Here is a 17,408-nt window from a genome sequence, read left to right as displayed (position 1 = left end):
CCTCAACGCCGAGCCGCAGCCCGGGCGCGGCACTGTCCTGCTGCTGCGCGAGGCCATCGGATTCTGACATCCCGCGCGGCGGTGAGGACGCCGCGGGGCGGACGGCGAACCGTATCGGGGCTCGGCATCCGACCGCCCGCCTCATGCGGGTGCTGCCGCGCCTGGAGCGCGTCCGGCCGATCGTCCGTGACGACAACCGGGTCCGAGCGCATCGTCCAGGGGCCGGCCGTGTCGGCGGCCGGCGGCGGTCGGGAGGAGCCTTTTGCACAGCAGCGGTGGCTTCGCTCGGACGGACACGCTGCGTTCGAGCGCCTTCAGGTCGTTGACGCGGCCCCCCACCGGGCCGGATGACCAGTCGGTGCTCGTGCCGCCGGCTTCGCCGCCGGACTGCTCCCCGACCGCCGCGGCCGCGGCCCTGCTCGTCGGGGAACTCACACTCGACGACCTCACCACCGCCGTGCACACCCGAGAACTTGCCCCGCACCAGGCTCGGCATGACACCTACCGGTCCCCGCCGGCGAGCGCGGCCGCCAGGACAGGCCCGATCTGGGTCAACGCCGAGGGGCGCATCATCCGGAGATGTGTGGTGGCGATCTCGTGGGTCGTGATGCGGCCGCCGATATGCGGGCGCCAGTCGTCGGCCAGTGCATTCGGTCCAGCCGTGCACAGCAGCAGATCACCGCCGAACCGGCCGGGGGTGAAGCGGTCACGCAGCCGGCTGCTGTGCCCGGCGGTGGCGGTGATCCGGGCGATCGTCTCCTCCGGCAGGCTGGCATCGCCGATCTCCTCCGCGAGTGCCTCGTCGAGCGTGTCGTCGGCAAGGCCCTCCGCCTGCGTGCCATCGGTCTCGGCGGCCACCGGCGTCACGTCCAGCACGGCCAGCAACGCCACCTGCTGCCCTTCCCGCTCGAGTTGGACCGCGATCGCGTGGGCGACCAGACCACCGAACGACCAGCCGAGCAGCCGGTACGGTCCACTCGGTTGTACCGTACGGATGCGGCACAGATAGTCCGCCGCCAACTGCTCGATGGTCTGCGGCAGGACGGAGTCGCCGCTCAAGCTCGGTGCCTGCAGTCCGTACAGCGGCGTCTCCGGGTCGAGGTGGTGCAGCAGACCGGCGTAGGACCAGCTCATCCCGCTGGACGGATGGATGCAGAACAGCGGTGGCTGACTGCCGTGCCCGCGCAGCTCGAGCAGTACGTCATGGGCCCCGCCCTCAGTGGTGTGCCCCGCGACCAGCCGCGCGAGCGCGGCCGGTGTCGGTGCCTCGAACACGGCGCTGACTCCCAGCTCCACCCCCAGCGCGGTCCGCACCCGGCTCACCAGACTCGTCGCCACCAGCGAGTGCCCGCCGAGGTCGAAGAACCCGTCGTCCGGGCCGACTTCGTCGATGCCGAGCACGTCGGCGAACAACGTGCACAGCACCGCCTCCAACGGCGAGCGAGGGCGACTGGCCGACACGTCAAACGTCGGTGCGGGAAGCGCCCGCCGGTCGACCTTGCCGGTAGGTGTCAGCAGGAACTCCGCGGAGACCATGACCACCGCCGGCACCATGTGGGCGGGGAGGTACCGGGAGGCGAACTCCCGCGCGACCACGCCCAACTGTGACGGGTTCACCGAACCGTCCGACCTGCCCGGGGTGACATACCCGACCAGGCACCGCTCGCCCCGACCGTTCGTGCCGGCGACGACCACTGCGTCCGCCACTCCAGGGCACCGGGCCAGCGTCGACTCGACCTCGCCCAGCTCGATCCGGAACCCCCGGATCTTCACCTGGTCGTCCATCCGCCCCGAGTACTCCAAACCCCAGCGCCCCAGCGCACGAGGTCGCCGGTCCGGTACAGCCGCTCGCCGTCACCACCGAACGGATCCGGCACGAACCGGTCGGCCGTCAACCCGCCACGACCCCAGTAACCCCATCCCACGCCCACGCCGCCCACGTACAGCTCGCCCACCACACCGGGCGGTACCAGGTTCAACCCGTCGTCCAGGACGTAGCATCGAACGCCGGGAAGCGGCCGGCCGACCAGGCCGGTCGCGGCCGTCCGGTCGAGGTCGAGGGCGGCGTGGGTGACATGCACGGTTGTCTCGGTGATGCCGTACATGTTCACCAGCTCGGGCTTGCCCGGACCGTGCCGCCCGTACCACTCCTCCAGCCTCGCCAGGTCGAGCGCCTCGCCGCCGAAGACCAGGTAGCGCAGAGCCAATTGGCTGGAGGTGACCGGGTCCTCGGCATCGGCTCGTGCCAGTTCGTAGAACGCCGACGGGGTCTGGTTGAGGACGGTGACCCGCCGGTCGGCCAGCAGTCGCAGGAAGTCCGGCGCGGACCGGGCGGTGTCGACCGGAACCACCACCAGCGTGCCGCCGTGGAGGAGCGCGCCCCACAGCTCCCAGACCGAGAAGTCGAATGCGTAGGAGTGGAACAGCGTCCAGACGTCGTCCTGCCCGAAGTCGAACAGGTCGCGGGCGGCGGCGAACAACGCCATGACGTTGGCGTGCGCGACGACGACTCCCTTCGGCCGTCCCGTCGACCCGGAGGTGTAGATCATGTAGGCGGCGTCGCCGGGATCCCGCACGACCGGCGGAGCGCCGCCAGGGGTGTCCGCCAGCCGGGCCGCCACGGCCGGATCGTCCAGCAGGAGCACGGGGTCCCCGGACCGGAGCACCTCCGACGTGCCGACGACCACGACCGGGTCCGCGTCCTGCACCATCCACGCGACACGTTCCTCGGGATAGCTCGGATCCAACGGCAGATAGGCCGCGCCGGTCTTCAGCACGGCGAGCAGCGCCACCGGCAGGTCCAAGGACCTCGGCAGGCACACCCCGACGAACGCACCGGGGCGTGCGCCGGACCCGGCCAGCAGGCGGGCCAGCCGGTTCGCCCGGCTGTCGAGCTCCCGATAGGACAGTGACAGTTCACCGCAGACCACCGCGACGGCGTCCGGTCGTCGGCGCGCCTGCTCCTCGAACAGGTCGATCAGGTTCGCAGTCACCATCGAAAACGCTCCCTTTTCCTCGGCGCCGGATCGGAAGAAGCACTGAGTCGGACCCAGGTGGCCTCCGCCCGGCCGAACTCGGTGCCGTCCGGACCGAACAGTGCGCTGACCACCCGCGCGGTCCGTCCGACGGTCGCGATGTGCTGGGCCACGACGATCGCGGGCTCGCCGGACGGAGGGACCGCGTGGACGCGCGCGGACATCCTGCCGAGCACGTAAGGAGAGCCGCTCTGGTCGAGGGTCCAGCCGCCGGGACAGTCCAGCACGGCCCACACGGTGTCGAGGTCCGGGTCGCCGGTGGGGGCCCAGATGCACGCGACAACACCCGGAAGACCGTCCACACCCCCCGGAGTCAGATGCAACGCAGCCGGGTCGGTCCTGGCGGTTCCACACACGAGGCACTCCGGGAACGGGTGCGCCGCCGCGCCCGCGAAGAACGTGCTCGCCCGTTCCGCGGCGGCGACGGTGACGAACGGCGCCACCGCCGACTGGTCGTGCACCACGGCGGAAACCGTCGCGACGAGCTCGTCCTCGTGCCAGACGAGCGCTCGCCCGCGATGCGCGTGGACGGCCAGCTCGGTGTCGAGCGGTGGGGCCGCGTGCAACTGGACCACCACGGCCGTCCCGACCACGTCGACGGCGCTCCTGGCGAACATCCCGCACGCGTATCCACCGTTCGCGCTGCCGGGTGGGCCGTTGTGGGCTCGGGCGATCCGGCAGGTCCGCACCTCAGTCATCCGAGACCATTCCGTCGACGAACTGTGTCAGCAGCGCGGCCGGGGCGTCGAGGAACGTGTGGTGCACGCCCGGCAGCACCACCCGGTGGACCCTCTTGGAGTACTGGTCCCACCCGCTCATGCGCTCGGGAGCGACCTCGTGGTCGGCCGACCAGCCGATCGCGGTGATCGCGGTGTCCAGCAGCACCGGCTCTGCCGGCTTGTAGGCCTTGTTGGCCTCGACGTCCGCTCTCAGCACCTCGGTGACGACGTCCAGGACGGTGTCGTCGAGCTCGTTGGTACTCAGCGCGACCAGTTCCGCGCGAAGTTGTTCGTCGGTCATCGTCAAGTAGCTGCCACCGGGGCCTTCATGGGGCGCGACCTGGGAGGAGCAGAACAACCGCCGTGGCATCGGCAACCCTTCGCGGTGCAGCACGACGGCGATCTCGAACGCGATCAGCGCGGAACTGCAGTGCCCGAACAGTCCGAAGGGACGATCCATGGCGGGCAGCAGCGCCTCGACCACGTCCTTTGCGAGCTGTTCGTAGGTCCCGAAGTGCGGTTCCCGCAGCCGATTCTCCCGGCCCGGCAACTGCACCGGGCAGAGTCCGGTATCGCCCGCGACGTCCGGCCACCGGCCGAACATGGAGGCGCCCGCGCCCGAATAGGGCAGGCAGAAGATCCGCGACGGAGTCTCCCGCAGCGGCCGGGGCAGCCACCTGCGCAGGGGAACAGTCGATCCGCTCGTCATGGCCGTACTCCTCGTGCCGTCACCGGCAGGCTGGTGTATCCCGCGATGAAGTTCGACCGCAGCCGCACGGGTTCGCCGACGACCTCGATGTCGGCGAAGCCGGTCAGCAGCTCGTGGAACAGGACCCGCAGCGCGACCCTGGCGACGGTGTGCCCGACGCAGTAGTGCGGGCCGACACCGAAGGCGACATGCTTGTTGGGGCGCCTGCGGATGTCGAACGTGTCGGACCGCGAGAACACGGCCTCGTCCCGGTTGGCCGAACCCAGCCACGCGACGACCGCGTCGCCCGCGTGCACCGTGATGTCACGGATCCGCACGTCCCGCCTGGCGCCTCGTTCCGCCACCACCAGCTACTGCGGTGGACGAGTACCCTAAACTCATGGTCGACGAAGGCGCGGTGCACCTTGTTTCCGACGAGCCGATCGGATATCGATTCAACGATTTCGACTGTCATGCTATTCGTCTCCCTCTCGAGGTCGGCCCGCACCGTCCGAGATTCTGGATAAGCAGAGCAAGGACCTGCACGCACTCCGCGCTCTCACCGGCCAGCCTCGGTGAGTCCGATGCAAGCCCTGCTTCTGCCGACTGCTGGTTCGGCACCGCGCCCTTCCTCAATACACTGCGACGGTGAGTTCCCCGCACCGAGCACCAGTGTCAGGGCACAGGTTGAACGGAGACAGAAACATCAGGCTTATCCGGTGCAGTCACCACGACTATCCACTGTGCGCACTACAACTTCTGGGCCTGTCCCGTAGTCGGTGGTGACGCTGGTTGCCCAACTGTGATCACCAGCTGCGGTGGACGCCGGCTCTCTTGTAGCAACGGTGTTTCCGGGCCTGTCTGCGGTGGCCGTGGAAGGCGTGACGGATGATGTCGAGGCGGTGGTCACGGCTAGGAGTCGGAACGATCCGGTGTCATGCCCGATGTGCGGGACGCCGACGTCGAAGGTGCACGGGTATCACCGGCGAACGATGGCGGACGTGCCGGTGGACGGCCGCCGGGTCGTCATCCGGTTGCGCGTACTGCGGCTGGTCCGCCCGGTTCCGGGATGCCGGCGCCAGACCTTCGGCGAGCAGATCGCCGGGGGCTGGAACGTCATCAGCGCCGGACAGTGCGGCAGACAGGCCAAGCGTCAGAGATGGCAGGGGAGTTCTGCGGTCGTGCAGCTGCTCGTCTCACCCGTGTTCTGACGGTGCCGGGGCAGACCCTGCGTGGTTCCCATGTTCACTTCGTCCCGGTCCTCACGGGAGGGACCCGAGCCGCCGCCACGCCTACGCTTCCTCGGCATGGCGGCTGCCCTCTGCTTCACCCGGCTGCTGCGCCAGCCGGGTGCCGGGGGTCTCTCACCCCCCGTCCGGAAACAAAGCGCCCGGCTCCGCGCGGATCGGTGAGCGACTCCGCGGCGTCAGTATCCGGCCAGTGACCACCCTGCTTGAGTTTCCGCCGTGAACGGCACCACACACGGAAGCCGCTACGCCTGAAGGTGTCGGTCCTCCGTTCGCACGTCGACCATCCCTGCGGTGAGCGTCGCCCCGTCCTGCGGGTCGACGAGCAGGAACGAGCCGGTTCGTCTGTTCTCCGGATAGTCGTCGACGGCGAGCGGCTCGGCGGTGCGGATCCGTATGCCGCCGATGTCGTTGACAGAGAGACCGTCCTCGCAGGGCAGCCGACGGGCGTCGGTGACCTCGATACCGTAGTCGATCCGCTCCACCATCGCCGGGACCGTCCTGGTGATGTGTTTGAGCAGCACGCGCTGTCGCGCCCGCAGCGGGCGATCGTGCAGATGGCACACATTGGCGGTGATGTGCCGAAGCAACTGTGGAGCAGGGCCCGCGGTCAGCATGTCACCCCGGGAGATGTCGATCTCGTCGGCGAGTCGTACGGCCACCGACTGCGGTGCCCGCACACTGTCGGTCTCCTTGCCGAGCACGCTGAGGCCGACGACCGTGCTGGTCTCCCCGGACGGTTGTACGACGACGCGGTCGCCGACCTCGAGAACGCCGGAGGCGAGTTGTCCGGTCGGCCAGCGCTCCACGACCCGCCGGTGCTCCGAGGGGTGCCGGATCACGTACTGCACCGGCAGGCGCAGCGGCTTGCCGACCGGATCCGCCCCGACCGGCACGTTCTCCAGGTGGGACAGCAGTGTGCCGCCGTCGTACCAGTCCATCCTGGTTGACGGTTCGACCACGTTGTCGCCGGTCAGCGCGGACATCGGGATGGCGGTGACGTCCGCGATCCCCAACTCGCGCGCCCGCTGGGCGAACTCGTCCGCGATCGCCGTGAAGGCGGACTCTCGGTAGCCGACGGTGTCCATCTTGTTGACCGCCAGCACGACGTGCGGTACCCGCAGCAGTGCCGCGATCGCGCCGTGTCGCATCGTCTGCGCGACCACGCCGTTGCGCGCGTCGACAAGGATCACCGCCAGGTCGGCAGTGGAGGCGCCGGTGACCATGTTGCGCGTGTACTGCACATGACCAGGGGTGTCCGCGAGAATGAACCGGCGCGCAGGCGTCGCGAAGTAGCGGTAGGCCACGTCGATGGTGATGCCCTGTTCCCGTTCCGCCCGCAGGCCGTCGGTGAGCAGAGCCAGGTCGGGGCCGTCCTGACCCCGTCTGCGGGACACCTCCTCGATGGCCGTCGCCTGGTCGGCGAGGACGGACTTGGTGTCGTAGAGCAGCCGTCCGACCAAGGTGGACTTGCCGTCGTCGACCGACCCGCAGGTGGCCAGCCGCAACAGCCCACCCGGGAGCCGGCCGGTGGAGCACGTCTGATCTGCCGCTTCCGCGCCGCCTGTTGACATGTCTAGAAGTACCCTTCCCGCTTGCGGTCCTCCATGGCTGCCTCGGACAGCCGGTCGTCGGCCCTGCTCGCGCCGCGCTCCGTCACACGGCTCGCGGCGATCTCCGCGATCACCTCGCTCACCGTCGAGGCGGACGAGTCGATCGCGCCGGTGCAGGACATGTCACCGACCGTGCGGTACCGGACCCGCCGCTCGGACAGGGACTCTTCGTCCCGGGGGCCGCCCCAGTCGCCGGGCGCGAGCCACATGCCGTCGCGCTGGAACACCTTGCGCCAGTGTGCGAAGTAGATCTCCGGCAGTTCGATGCCCTCGTGCTCGATGTACTGCCAGACGTCCAGCTCCGTCCAGTTGGACAGCGGGAAGACGCGGAAGTGCTCGCCCGGCTGGTGGTGACCGTTGTAGAGCTGCCACAGTTCGGGCCGCTGTCGGCGCGGCTCCCAGGTACCGAACTCGTCCCGCAGGCTGAACACCCGCTCCTTGGCGCGTGCCTTCTCCTCGTCGCGCCTGCCGCCGCCGAACACGGCGCCGAAGCGGCCGTCGCGGATGGCGTCCAGCAGGGGAAACGTCTGGAGCGGATTGCGGGTGCCGTCCGGCCGCTCGCGGAGCGTTCCGTCGTCGATGTACGACTGCACGGACGCCACGTCGAGCCGGAGGCCGTGCTTCTCGACGATCCGGTCGCGGTAGGCGATCACCTCGGGGAAGTTGTGGCCGGTGTCCACGTGCAACAGGGAGAACGGCAGTGCCGCCGGGGCGAACGCCTTGAGGGCCACGTGCAGCATGACGATCGAGTCCTTGCCACCGGAGAACAGCAGCGTCGACCGGTCGAACTGCCCCGCCGCCTCGCGGAAGATGTGGGCCGCCTCGGCCTCCAGGGTTTCGAGGTGCGTCAGCGGGGGCACCGGTTCCGCTCGCGGGCCGATGCGTCCGGGACGGCCGGCGGGCACGACCCGCGCCGGGGCGGTCATGACAGACCCCGTGCCGTGAGCAGCGCGCGCACCTGGCGGACCGACTCCTCAACCGTCCGGTGCTCTGTGTGGACCCGCAGATCGGGATCGATCGGCGCCTCATAGGGGTCGTCCGCGCCGGTGAGACCGCTGAGTTCGCCTGCCGCCTGCCTGGCGTAGAGGCTCTTGACGTCCCGGTCGGCGCAGATCTCCACCGGGGTCGCCACGTGCACCTCGATGTAGGGGATGCCGCGCGCCGTGTGCAGGTCGCGGACCGCGGCGCGGGACAGCGCGTAGGGGGCGATGACCGGCACCAGCACCGTGACGCCGTGCTCGGCGAGCAGTCCGGCCACGTAGCCGATCCGCCGCACGTTGGTGTCCCTGTCCTCCTTCGAAAACCCCAGCTCCGCGGAGAGTGCGGCACGGACCTCGTCACCGTCGAGCACCTGGACCCGGTGTCCATCGGCGCGCAGTCGCTCGGCGAGACCCGCCGCGATGGTGGTCTTGCCCGCGCTCGGCAGGCCGGTCAGCCAGACCGTGCCGCCCTGCCACTCGGCTGATGTGCCATTCGGTTCGCTCATGTGCGGATCTCCCTTTCGCGTGAGCTCTGGGTGGGCGCCCCAGCACCGGAGATGCGCACTGTGATGCCGGTCCCCGTGCGTACTCGTGACGACGGTCAGCGGATGGGTGGTCACGGTCTCTCCAGTCATCGGCGGGGGTTCACAGGGGGTGGAGACCGGGGAAGGTCAGGCCGAGGTTCTCGGGCCGACCCATGCGGATGTTGAGGCACTGCAGGGCGTTGCCGGCGCCGCCCTTGACCAGGTTGTCCAGGGCGGCGATCGTGGTCAGGCGACCGCTGTCCTCGTCGACCGCGTAGCCGACGTCGCAGTAGTTGGAGCCCAGGAGGATCTTCGGGTCGGGGTAGCGGAAGGTGCCGCGTTGGTGCGCGACGACCCGGACGAAGGGTTCCTCGGAGTACTGCTCGCGAAAGGCCCGGCGCACGGTCTGCTTGTCCACGCCGGGGCGCAGCGTGGCGTGGCAGATGGTCTGGATCCCACGGACCGCTTCGACGCCGGTGGCGGTCATCGCGGCCGACAGGCCCAGATGCCGCGAGATCTCGGCTTCGTGGCGGTGTCCGGTGGGCGCGAACACGCGCATGGAACCGCTGCGTTCGGCGTGCAGGTTGGCAGGGCCGGCCGTGGCCCCGGACCCGCTGGAACCGGTACGCGCGTCGAACTGAGCGCCTTGCTCCAGATCGATCAGGTCCCGGACCACCAGGGGGTACAGGGCGAGTACGCCGGCCATGGCCATGCAACCGGGAACACTGATCAGGTCCGCGGTGCGCAGACGGTCGCGGTGCAGTTCGGGAATGCCTGGCACGAAATCGCCCAGCAGATGCGCAGCCCGGTGCTCCTCGCCGTAGTAGCGCCTGAAGACTTCGGTGTCATCGAGCCGGAAGTCCCCGGTCAGGTCGAAGACGAGCTTGGACCGCTGCGTCCAGTGATCGATCTGGGTCATCGCCACCCGGTGCGGCAGCGCCAGGAACACCGCGTCGCACTCTCCGACCTCGTCTGCCGAACAGAACGTCAGATCGGTGACGGACCGCAGATTCGGATGCACACCGTCGACCCGTTTCCCTGGGAAACGGGACGAAACCGCGCCCACCACCTCGACCTCGGGATGTCCCAGCAGCAGCCGCAGCAACTCCCCGCCGATATAACCGGCCGCACCGGCCACCGCCACCCGCGTCACGACCGTATCCCCCGCGCTGCAACACGCCGACGCATCACCACGACTCCTTCCGGTCCGAACCGACGGCCCATGCGAAGAAAACTACGAACCCGCGCGCCTCACGCGCGTCCGCGACGAACACAGCCTCGAGGAGGCGTCCGACTTAGATTCCTGGCGCGTGACTAATCACCTCGATTACCCGACCTGAGCGCTGTATGTGCCAATCTTGAGATCGGCCCATATGCGTCGTGGAGTTCAGTGCGGCGTTCCCAGCGCTGCCATCACGTCACCGAGGGAAAGACGGACCAGATGAGGGTCACTCAGAACCCCGACTTTCGGCGGCTGCGGGCCGCGCAGGGCGTCAGTCAGATAGGCAGCCAGATCGGCTTCCTGGCGCTGCCGCTCGCCGCCCTCCAGGTGCTGCACGCCAGTGTGTTCGAAGTCAGTGTGCTCACCGCCGCGCAGATCGTGCCCTTCCTACTGATCGGTCTGCCTGCCGGGGTGTGGGTCGACCGGATGCGCCGAAGGCCCATTCTGATCAGCACCGACCTCTTCCGCGGGCTGCTGCTGTTCACCGTCCCGCTGGCCTACGCGCTGGACATGCTCACCCTCGGCCAGCTCTATCTGGTCGCGTTCGGGCAGGGTGTCGCCACCGTGTTCTTCGACGTCGCCTACCAGTCGTATCTGCCGGACGTCGTCGAGACCGATCAGCTGACCGAAGGCAACGCCCAGTTGGAACTGGCGCGGTCCGCGTCGCAGTTGATCGGCCCCAGCGCGGGCGGCTGGCTGATCTCGGCGTTGAAGGCCCCGGTCGCGCTGGGCGCAGACGCCCTGTCCTTCCTGTACTCCGCGTTCATGGTGTCGCGCATCCCTGCCGAGCGGGAGAAGCCGGTGGTGACGAACGGCAACCGGACGACCTGGTCGGTGCTGTGGAAGGAGGTCGGCGAGGGTCTGACCTTCGTACGTCACCATCGCCTGCTGGCCCCGCTGGCCGGGGTCGGGGGGCTCCTCAACTTCTCCTACGGCATGGTCGCAGCCATTTTCACCACCTACACGGTGCGTGAACTGGGCTTCTCCGCCGCCAAACTGGGCACCATGATGGCGATCGGGTCTCTCGGCGTCGTCCTGGGGGCCGTCGTGGCCCGCAGGTTGTCGCATCGCCTGGGCACCGGGCCGAGCATCGTGCTGGGTGCGCTCCTCAACGGCGTCGGTCCTCTCTTCACCCCCGCCGCGCCCACCTCGGCCCCCGAAGTGGTCATCACCTGCGGCCTGTTCCTGCAGTCGTTCGGCGTGGTGCTCTTCAACGTGAACCAGGTCAGCCTGCGTCAGAGCATCACCCCGCGACCGCTCATGGGCCGCATGACCGCCACGATCCGGTTCGTCATGTGGGGCACGCTTCCCGTCGGATCGCTGTGCTCCGGTGCGCTCGCCTCGAACATCGGCCTGCACCGCGCCCTGTGGGTGTCGGCGGCGGTCGGCGCCCTGGCGTTCCTTGGGGCGCTGTTCTCCGGCGTCCGGACCGTGGGCACGAGGAAGGTTCCGCTGCCGGCCTCGGCTGCCGACACCCCGGTCGCCGGCGAACCGGCAGAACAGTGCGACCGCACCGACGTCAGGTGAGTCCGCGACAAACGCACCCGCGAGCGTGTTGACCTGGCTCTCCTGCGGTTGAGCCTCTCGATTACCACGGTGCGACCCAGTCCTGCCATTTTTGATGCTGGCCCGTGTTTCTTGATGCCAGACCTGGATGTAAGATCTGGAGGCCCCTCTGTGAAATCCGTACTCATCCTCTCCAAATGGAATGCCGGCGCCGTGGCCCCTGCTGCCGATCAGCTGCGAGCCCGCGGAATCCGGTCGGTACTGATATCCGAGATTCCGGACACTCGCCACCGCGACACATGCGATGACCATGTCGTGGTGGACTGGGACAGCGAGGACCTGCCCACGCTCATCGCCCGGCTCGACGAGCGCGACATCGTCCCCATCTCCGTCGTCAACCTGATGGAACCGCTGCTCCCCTGGCAGGGCGGTCTGGCCGCGCACTACGGCCTTCCGGGCGCCGGCGTCGGCCTCGATGTGCTGGCCAGCAAGACGCTGGTCCGAGAGCGTATGCGAGGCCTGGGGCTGTCCTCCATCGGCTTCTGCGACAACCCGGCGGAGGTGGATTTCTTCCCCGCCATCGTCAAACCCTCGCGTGAGTCCACGGCCTCGCGGTTGGTTCGCCGGGTGGACGGCCCGGCCGAGCTCCTCGCCTATGAGCGCCACCTGGCGGAGCGCGGCTTCGGCGACACGGAAATGATCATCGAGGAGTATCTGCCCGGTGTCGAGTTCTCCGTGGACGGACCCGTCGTGGACGGCCGCTTCCATCCGGTCCTGGCGGTCGAGAAGCCCGACCACGACGACGTCAGGCACCACGACGCGGGGCTTCGGGTCCATCCGCCGCAGCAGGATCACGTGCGTGCCGGTGTGCCTGTCCTGACCGGGATGCTCGACGCACTCTGCGCCGACCTCCGCCTCGACCAACTCTGGCTGCACGTCGAGGGCCGGGCCGACGAGAACGGCCGGACGGAGCTGGTGGAGATCAATCCCCGTTTCGGTGGCGGCATGTATCCGACGGCGATACAGGAGATCAGCGGGATCGACCCGGTGGAGGCGATCGTCTCCATGGCGCTGGGCGAGTTCACGCTGGAACGGCTGGGCCCGCTTCGCGACCGGACGATCATCGGGTGGGTCGACGTGGAAGCCGAGGAGCTCGGCCGGGTGGAGATCAGCGCCACGGAGGACGACCTGTGCGCACTCCCGGGCGTCGTCAAGGCGGTGGTCGTCGACGGCTACCAGGTGACCGACCTGGAGCAGGAGAACTACTTTCTACGTTTCGCGATCACCGCCGATTCCGTGAGTGAGTTGCGCGCTCGCGCGGCGCACGTTCTGAGCACCGTCGGTGAATGGCACGTCGTATGAGATTCCCTGAAGGTCAACGCGATGCGTTCCGGCGATAAGTCTGTCACGGACGCACAACGCACCCGCACGCCGGTAGCGTCCCAACGACGCGGCAACTCGAATTTCTGCCCCTGACCGGAGGAGACCGAGAGAATGGATGGACTGAAGTTCACACTCGGCAATGCGCGTAACGACCTGTTTCGGGACAGCGACGACTGGGACAAGTTCAGCCGGTTCTGGGAGGACCTGCCGCTGGACCTGTACATGGGAGACGGCGGCACTTACCGTCACCGTAAGCACTCCGTGATTTCATACACCGTCGCCGACGGCGCCGTCGCGTCGGTCACCCAGGACGGTTTCCTGCAGAGCAAGGAGATAAACCGTCTGAACGGCGGCATCGTCCGCCGCTTCGAGCCGATCGACCAGGCTCTGCTGGATACTTCCGTGTTCCGGCGGATGCTGGCCCATTTCGTCGCACGCATCGCGGAGATCACACCCGACGGTGAACGTGTGGCTTCTGTCCGTCGGATCAGCATCCATCAGCACCGTATCGTCGCCAACGAGAAGGAAGCGGGGAATCCGACCCCGGAGGGAATCCACCGGGACGGTGTCGAGCACATCGTCATGATGCTGATCGCGCGGAAGGGCGTCACCGGCGGGGTCAGCACGCTCTACGACAACGCCGAGTCACCGGTGCTGACCCACACCCTGAGCGACCCCGGAGACTACATATTCCTGGACGACCGCACGGGTCTGCATTCCGTGTCTCCGGTACGGGTGGCCCCGGCGACTCCGGAGGGGTACCGCGACATGTTCTTCCTGGAGTTCTGCTGACGAAGAAGAGCTCTGAGGCAGGTACACCCGGCCGGCGCCGGGGAACACGGGGAAGCGGGGCGGAGCGCACGAAGATCCTCGGATCCGGGCCCGGCAGCCTGGCGAGGACCGCTGTCACTGCTCCGCCCCGCCAGGTACCCGGCTCCTTCGAGCAGCCGGGCGGAACAGCGGTGGAGTGGAACCCCGCGGGTGAACTGGGCGACGTGGGCGGGTCGGTCACGTCACCGATCCCCAGCGGCACCTCGCCGAGGTGACAGAGGACCAACCGGCCGCTTGGCCGGACCCGGCGGCTGCCCGGGGAGCGTCCGGTCACCGTCCGCTCAGGGCCCGGTGCACGCCTCGGCCGACGCCCGAGCGCCCCCTGGTCTCGTTCTCGGCCAGGGGTCGACGCGACGCTTCACGGCGATCACCTCGGCGCGGGCGGCGACGTTCTCGCGTCTTGCAGCGCCGTCCGCCCGCCGCGCGGGTGAGTCCGTCCACGTCCTCCCGGCCCAGGCGGCCTGCCGGCCGACCGCGTTGCCGCCGGAGCGGACCGGCATCCGCCGCACCATCAGGCCCGGCTCGATACCGAAGGCCTTCTCCACCGCCCGGGTCCGCGCCCGACCCCCGACCCCGAAGTACGGGAACGGCCATCGCTCACCGGGCCGGTGAGGCGGTCGCCCGGGCTCCGTTCGCATAGCGGGACAGCACGACCTGAGCGTCTTCGCTCTTGAGAGCCGACAGCAGCTCGGACACCTGCTCCTGACCGCGCACGACATTGACGGTGCGGCACTGGCGGGTGATCAGGACGGCTCCCTCGTGGAGCTGCTGGTAGCCGAAGAGGCGTGAGGTACGCATGGTTCTCCGATCGACGAGGGCCAAGGGTCGGCCCAGACGGCCACCTCCGACCGTCCTGCCGCATGAAAAAAGCTACGCGCAGATCAGCACCGTGCGCGTCCGCGGCAAATTCAATGACGGAGATGCGCCGCGTTGATTCAAGGCCCTTTCGGCCACGAGCTCCGTTTACCGCGGTAAGCGACGCGCTTAGCCGCAGGAGAGAAAGATCAACATGACGTGTCTCCGCGAATGCATTCACCGGGGACGCATCTGACGTCGGCCCGGCCGTACCGTCTTTTTCGACGCGGCAGACCGGCGGTCCGCCTCGGAACAACCGATTGAAAGGAATTCACCGCATGCCCACCATGCAGGCCTGTCCTGAATGTGAGGACGAGGTGCAGATCAGCCAATCGGCGCGGCTCAACGAGATCATCGATTGCGCGGGCTGCCGAAGCGAACTGGAGATCGTGGCGCTGAGTCCGATGGTGCTCGCCCGCGCGCCCGAGGTCGAAGAGGACTGGGGAGAGTAGCGGCCGCGAGCAGGCACGCGCGATACAACGGGGCTCGACCAGGCCCGCGTAGAGACGGTCGGCCCTCCCCGCCCCGTATCCCGTCCGATTCCCCGCGTACTGGAGACACTGTGACCACCAGACCGCTCATGGTCATCAAGTGCGGCGGCAATCCGTCCGTGGACGCCGCGGGCATCTGCGCCGACGTCGCCGGGCTCGCCGGCGAAGGACAGTCGATCCTCCTGGTGCACGGCGGTTCCGGGGAGATCGCACGACTGGCCGGGAGACTCGGTGTCCCGCAACGCACCCTCGTCGCCCCGGACAAGGTGTCCACCCGGTACACCGACCCGGCGACACTGGAGGTGGTCGTCCTCGCGCTGGCCGGCGGGGTCAAACCGAAGATCGTCGCTGAGCTCTCCAGGCTCGGGGTGCCCTCGGTCGGTCTCACCGGCCTGGACGGCGGCATGCTGCGCGCCCGCCGCAAGTCCGTCGTGCGCTCCGTCGTGGACGGCCGCACGACCCTAATACGGGACAACCTCAGCGGCCGGCTCGGCGAGGTGCGTACCGAACTCCCCGAATCCCTGCTGCGCTCCGGCTTCGTGCCGGTGGTCTCGCCGCCCGCGATCGACGAGCACGGTCAGCCGGTGAACGTCGACGCCGACCGGGTTGCGGCCGCGCTCGCGGCGGCACTCGGCGCCGACCGACTGGTGCTGCTGACCGGCGCACCGGGTGTGCTCGCCGATCCCTCCGACGAGACCAGCGTGCTGAGCACCTACGAGGTACCCGCGGCCGGTGCGCCCGGTCGGCGCATCGGCGGTGGCATGGCGCTCAAGCTCGTCGCGGCGCGGGAGGCGCTGACCGGCGGGGTGCCGTCGGTCCGTATCGCGGATGGGCGAGTGCCGGACCCGGTCAGCCGGGCCCTGGCCGGATCCGGCACCGCCGTGACGATGAGTCCGCGATCCGATCACCGGCTCGACCAAGCCCTTCCGTCCGCGGTATCCACCCCAAGAAAGTAGTTGACGATGCCAAGCAGTTCCTCGGCGCAAACCAGGCGCGTCGCGTTCGTCGACGCGTTCGCGATGGGACGCCTCCTTCTGCCCGTCATGAACCGGCTCGGCATAGAGTGCGTGCACGTCCAGTCGCCGCACCCCGACGTCCACCTGGTCCGGCTGCCGTTCCCCGAAGGCTTCGTGGCCAATGTGCGGCACCACGGCGACGTCGCGGCCACCGCGTCCGCGCTGCGCGAGCTCGAGGTCGGTTCGGTGATCTCCTCCGGGGAGTCCGGCGTCGAGCTGACCGACCGGCTCGCCGCCGAACTCGGCACTCCCGGCAACGGGATGAGCCGGCCGACGTCCCGCCGCAACAAGTACGACATGGTCCTGGCCCTGCACGCCGCGGGCGTCGAATCCGCGGCCACGATCGTCTCGGCCGATGCCGACGAGATCATCGAGTGGGCCGAGACGACCGCGGGTTATCCGGTCGTCCTCAAACCGGTCTCCAGCTGCGGCACCGACAACGTCGTGGCGTGTTCGTCCGCGGATCAGGTTCGTGCCGTCCACGAAAAGATCATGACCAGTCCCGACCGCCACGGCCTGCCCAACACGGTCGTCCTCGCACAGGAGTTCCTGGACGGGGACGAGTACTTCGTCAACACGGTCAGCCGGGACGGCAGGCACCACACCGCCGAGATCTGGCGGTACTACAAGACGCGGCTCCCCGGCGGCAACATCATCTACGACTACAACGAGCCGCTGTCACCGGACGATCCGCAGGCCATGACGGTGGAGGCCTATGCCCACCAAGTGCTCGACGCCCTGGAGGTCCGGAACTGGGCCAGCCATACCGAGATCATGATGACCGCCAAGGGACCGGTGCTCGTCGAGTGTGCCGCACGCTTCGGCGGCGGGCAGGTTCCGGATATCGCCCGTCGCTGCCTGGGCACCAACCAGATCGAGCTCGTAGGCCTGTCCGTCGTGGACCCCGACGAGTTCGACCGACTGCCCACCACCGCGTACCAGTTGCTGGAAGGTCTGCGGTATGTGCATCTCATCAACCCGAATGATCATGGTGTGGCCCCGTCCCACGAGGCGATGGCCGCCATTCGTGCACTCCCGTCCTACGCCCACGCCGTCACGACGCATCCGGCGGGGGACCCGCTTCCCCGGACGGTCGACGTGGCGACCCAGCCGGGGTACGTGATCCTCATATCCGAGGATCCGGAACAGCTCCGTGCGGACTACCGGAAGCTCCGGGAAATCGAACGCGACCACCTCTACGCCAACAGCCCCCGCTAGAAGACCCCGGGCCGCTCAGTCCGAGTGCGGCGCACCAGACGGAGGAGCCACATTGTCCAGCAATGTCATACCCGCCGGCT

17 protein-coding genes and 1 pseudogene are annotated in these 17,408 nt (G+C 68.7%); 7 read left to right on the top strand and 11 right to left on the bottom strand.

Translation table 11 applies throughout. The annotated features are described in order from the left end of the window. Positions 1-501: 501 nt before the first annotated feature. Genes ACFSL4_RS16145 through ACFSL4_RS16125 form a run of 5 tightly spaced genes read right to left on the bottom strand, consistent with a single transcriptional unit; the run spans position 502 to position 4,807 of the window. Positions 502-1,785, bottom strand: coding sequence for a thioesterase domain-containing protein (locus ACFSL4_RS16145; RefSeq protein WP_381083051.1), 1,284 nt, complete (start codon positions 1,783-1,785; stop codon positions 502-504). Beyond that, complete coding sequence (locus tag ACFSL4_RS16140; protein ID WP_381083049.1) at positions 1,770-2,996, bottom strand: amino acid adenylation domain-containing protein; 1,227 nt, start codon at positions 2,994-2,996, stop codon at positions 1,770-1,772. The genes ACFSL4_RS16145 and ACFSL4_RS16140 overlap by 16 nt, the downstream gene beginning before the upstream one ends. Beyond that, entirely contained in the window at positions 2,990-3,733 is a 744-nt protein-coding gene (locus ACFSL4_RS16135) for a hypothetical protein (RefSeq protein WP_381083047.1), read from the bottom strand. Before ACFSL4_RS16135 ends, ACFSL4_RS16140 begins: the two co-directional genes overlap by 7 nt. Next, positions 3,726-4,463 carry a thioesterase II family protein gene (locus tag ACFSL4_RS16130; RefSeq protein ID WP_381083045.1) on the bottom strand — a complete coding sequence of 246 codons (738 nt, stop codon included), beginning with the start codon at positions 4,461-4,463 and terminating at the stop codon, positions 3,726-3,728. The genes ACFSL4_RS16135 and ACFSL4_RS16130 overlap by 8 nt, the downstream gene beginning before the upstream one ends. After that, positions 4,460-4,807 carry a cytochrome P450 gene (locus ACFSL4_RS16125; protein WP_381083043.1) on the bottom strand — a complete coding sequence of 116 codons (348 nt, stop codon included), beginning with the start codon at positions 4,805-4,807 and terminating at the stop codon, positions 4,460-4,462. The genes ACFSL4_RS16130 and ACFSL4_RS16125 overlap by 4 nt, the downstream gene beginning before the upstream one ends. A 453-nt stretch (positions 4,808-5,260) precedes the next feature. Here ACFSL4_RS16125 and ACFSL4_RS16120 point away from each other — a divergent pair. Continuing rightward, positions 5,261-5,661: pseudogene (locus ACFSL4_RS16120) on the top strand (transposase family protein); the annotation flags it as partial. A 273-nt stretch (positions 5,662-5,934) separates the two neighbouring features. On the opposite strand, the gene ACFSL4_RS16115 reads toward ACFSL4_RS16120, so the two are convergent. From ACFSL4_RS16115 to argC, 4 genes are all read right to left on the bottom strand, one after another. Continuing rightward, positions 5,935-7,263: a sulfate adenylyltransferase subunit 1 gene (locus tag ACFSL4_RS16115; RefSeq protein ID WP_381083041.1), complete on the bottom strand. Its 1,329-nt coding sequence runs from the start codon at positions 7,261-7,263 to the stop codon at positions 5,935-5,937. A 2-nt stretch (positions 7,264-7,265) separates the two neighbouring features. Continuing rightward, positions 7,266-8,228, bottom strand: coding sequence for a sulfate adenylyltransferase subunit CysD (gene cysD / locus ACFSL4_RS16110; protein ID WP_381083039.1), 963 nt, complete (start codon positions 8,226-8,228; stop codon positions 7,266-7,268). Then, complete coding sequence (gene cysC / locus ACFSL4_RS16105; RefSeq protein WP_381083037.1) at positions 8,225-8,788, bottom strand: adenylyl-sulfate kinase; 564 nt, start codon at positions 8,786-8,788, stop codon at positions 8,225-8,227. Before cysC ends, cysD begins: the two co-directional genes overlap by 4 nt. Before the next feature lie 139 nt (positions 8,789-8,927). Continuing rightward, positions 8,928-9,959, bottom strand: coding sequence for an N-acetyl-gamma-glutamyl-phosphate reductase (argC, locus tag ACFSL4_RS16100; RefSeq protein WP_381083035.1), 1,032 nt, complete (start codon positions 9,957-9,959; stop codon positions 8,928-8,930). Between the two features lie 288 nt (positions 9,960-10,247). On the opposite strand from argC, the gene ACFSL4_RS16095 reads away from it, so the two are divergent. From ACFSL4_RS16095 to ACFSL4_RS16085, 3 genes are all read left to right on the top strand, one after another. Then, positions 10,248-11,555 carry an MFS transporter gene (locus ACFSL4_RS16095; RefSeq protein ID WP_381083033.1) on the top strand — a complete coding sequence of 436 codons (1,308 nt, stop codon included), beginning with the start codon at positions 10,248-10,250 and terminating at the stop codon, positions 11,553-11,555. Positions 11,556-11,852: 297 nt separating this feature from the next. After that, on the top strand, positions 11,853-12,896 hold the full coding sequence (locus ACFSL4_RS16090) for an ATP-grasp domain-containing protein (RefSeq protein WP_381083031.1): 1,044 nt from the start codon (positions 11,853-11,855) through the stop codon (positions 12,894-12,896). Positions 12,897-13,028: 132 nt separating this feature from the next. Further along, positions 13,029-13,709, top strand: a complete 681-nt coding sequence (locus ACFSL4_RS16085) for a 2OG-Fe dioxygenase family protein (protein WP_381083029.1) — start codon at positions 13,029-13,031, stop codon at positions 13,707-13,709. Between the two features lie 320 nt (positions 13,710-14,029). On the opposite strand, the gene ACFSL4_RS16080 is transcribed toward ACFSL4_RS16085, so the two are convergent. Continuing rightward, positions 14,030-14,293, bottom strand: a complete 264-nt coding sequence (locus tag ACFSL4_RS16080; protein ID WP_381083027.1) for a hypothetical protein — start codon at positions 14,291-14,293, stop codon at positions 14,030-14,032. A gap of 52 nt (positions 14,294-14,345) precedes the next feature. After that, positions 14,346-14,546: a hypothetical protein gene (locus ACFSL4_RS16075; protein WP_381083025.1), complete on the bottom strand. Its 201-nt coding sequence runs from the start codon at positions 14,544-14,546 to the stop codon at positions 14,346-14,348. Between the two features lie 335 nt (positions 14,547-14,881). Here ACFSL4_RS16075 and ACFSL4_RS16070 point away from each other — a divergent pair, with 335 nt between their 5' ends. From ACFSL4_RS16070 to ACFSL4_RS16060, 3 genes are all read left to right on the top strand, one after another. Further along, positions 14,882-15,055, top strand: coding sequence for a lysine biosynthesis protein LysW (locus tag ACFSL4_RS16070; protein WP_234426526.1), 174 nt, complete (start codon positions 14,882-14,884; stop codon positions 15,053-15,055). Between the two features lie 110 nt (positions 15,056-15,165). Then, positions 15,166-16,050 carry a [LysW]-aminoadipate kinase gene (locus ACFSL4_RS16065; protein ID WP_381083023.1) on the top strand — a complete coding sequence of 295 codons (885 nt, stop codon included), beginning with the start codon at positions 15,166-15,168 and terminating at the stop codon, positions 16,048-16,050. 6 nt (positions 16,051-16,056) lie between these two features. After that, positions 16,057-17,328: an ATP-grasp domain-containing protein gene (locus ACFSL4_RS16060; RefSeq protein ID WP_381083021.1), complete on the top strand. Its 1,272-nt coding sequence runs from the start codon at positions 16,057-16,059 to the stop codon at positions 17,326-17,328. The last annotated feature ends 80 nt before the right edge of the window (positions 17,329-17,408 follow it).

The sequence above is a fragment of the Streptomyces caeni genome, assembly GCF_042678285.1.
GTDB classification, from domain to species: Bacteria; Actinomycetota; Actinomycetes; order Streptomycetales; family Streptomycetaceae; genus Streptomyces; species Streptomyces caeni.
The sequence above is the reverse complement of the archived record's forward strand: the minus strand, read 5'-3'. Positions and strand labels throughout refer to the sequence as shown.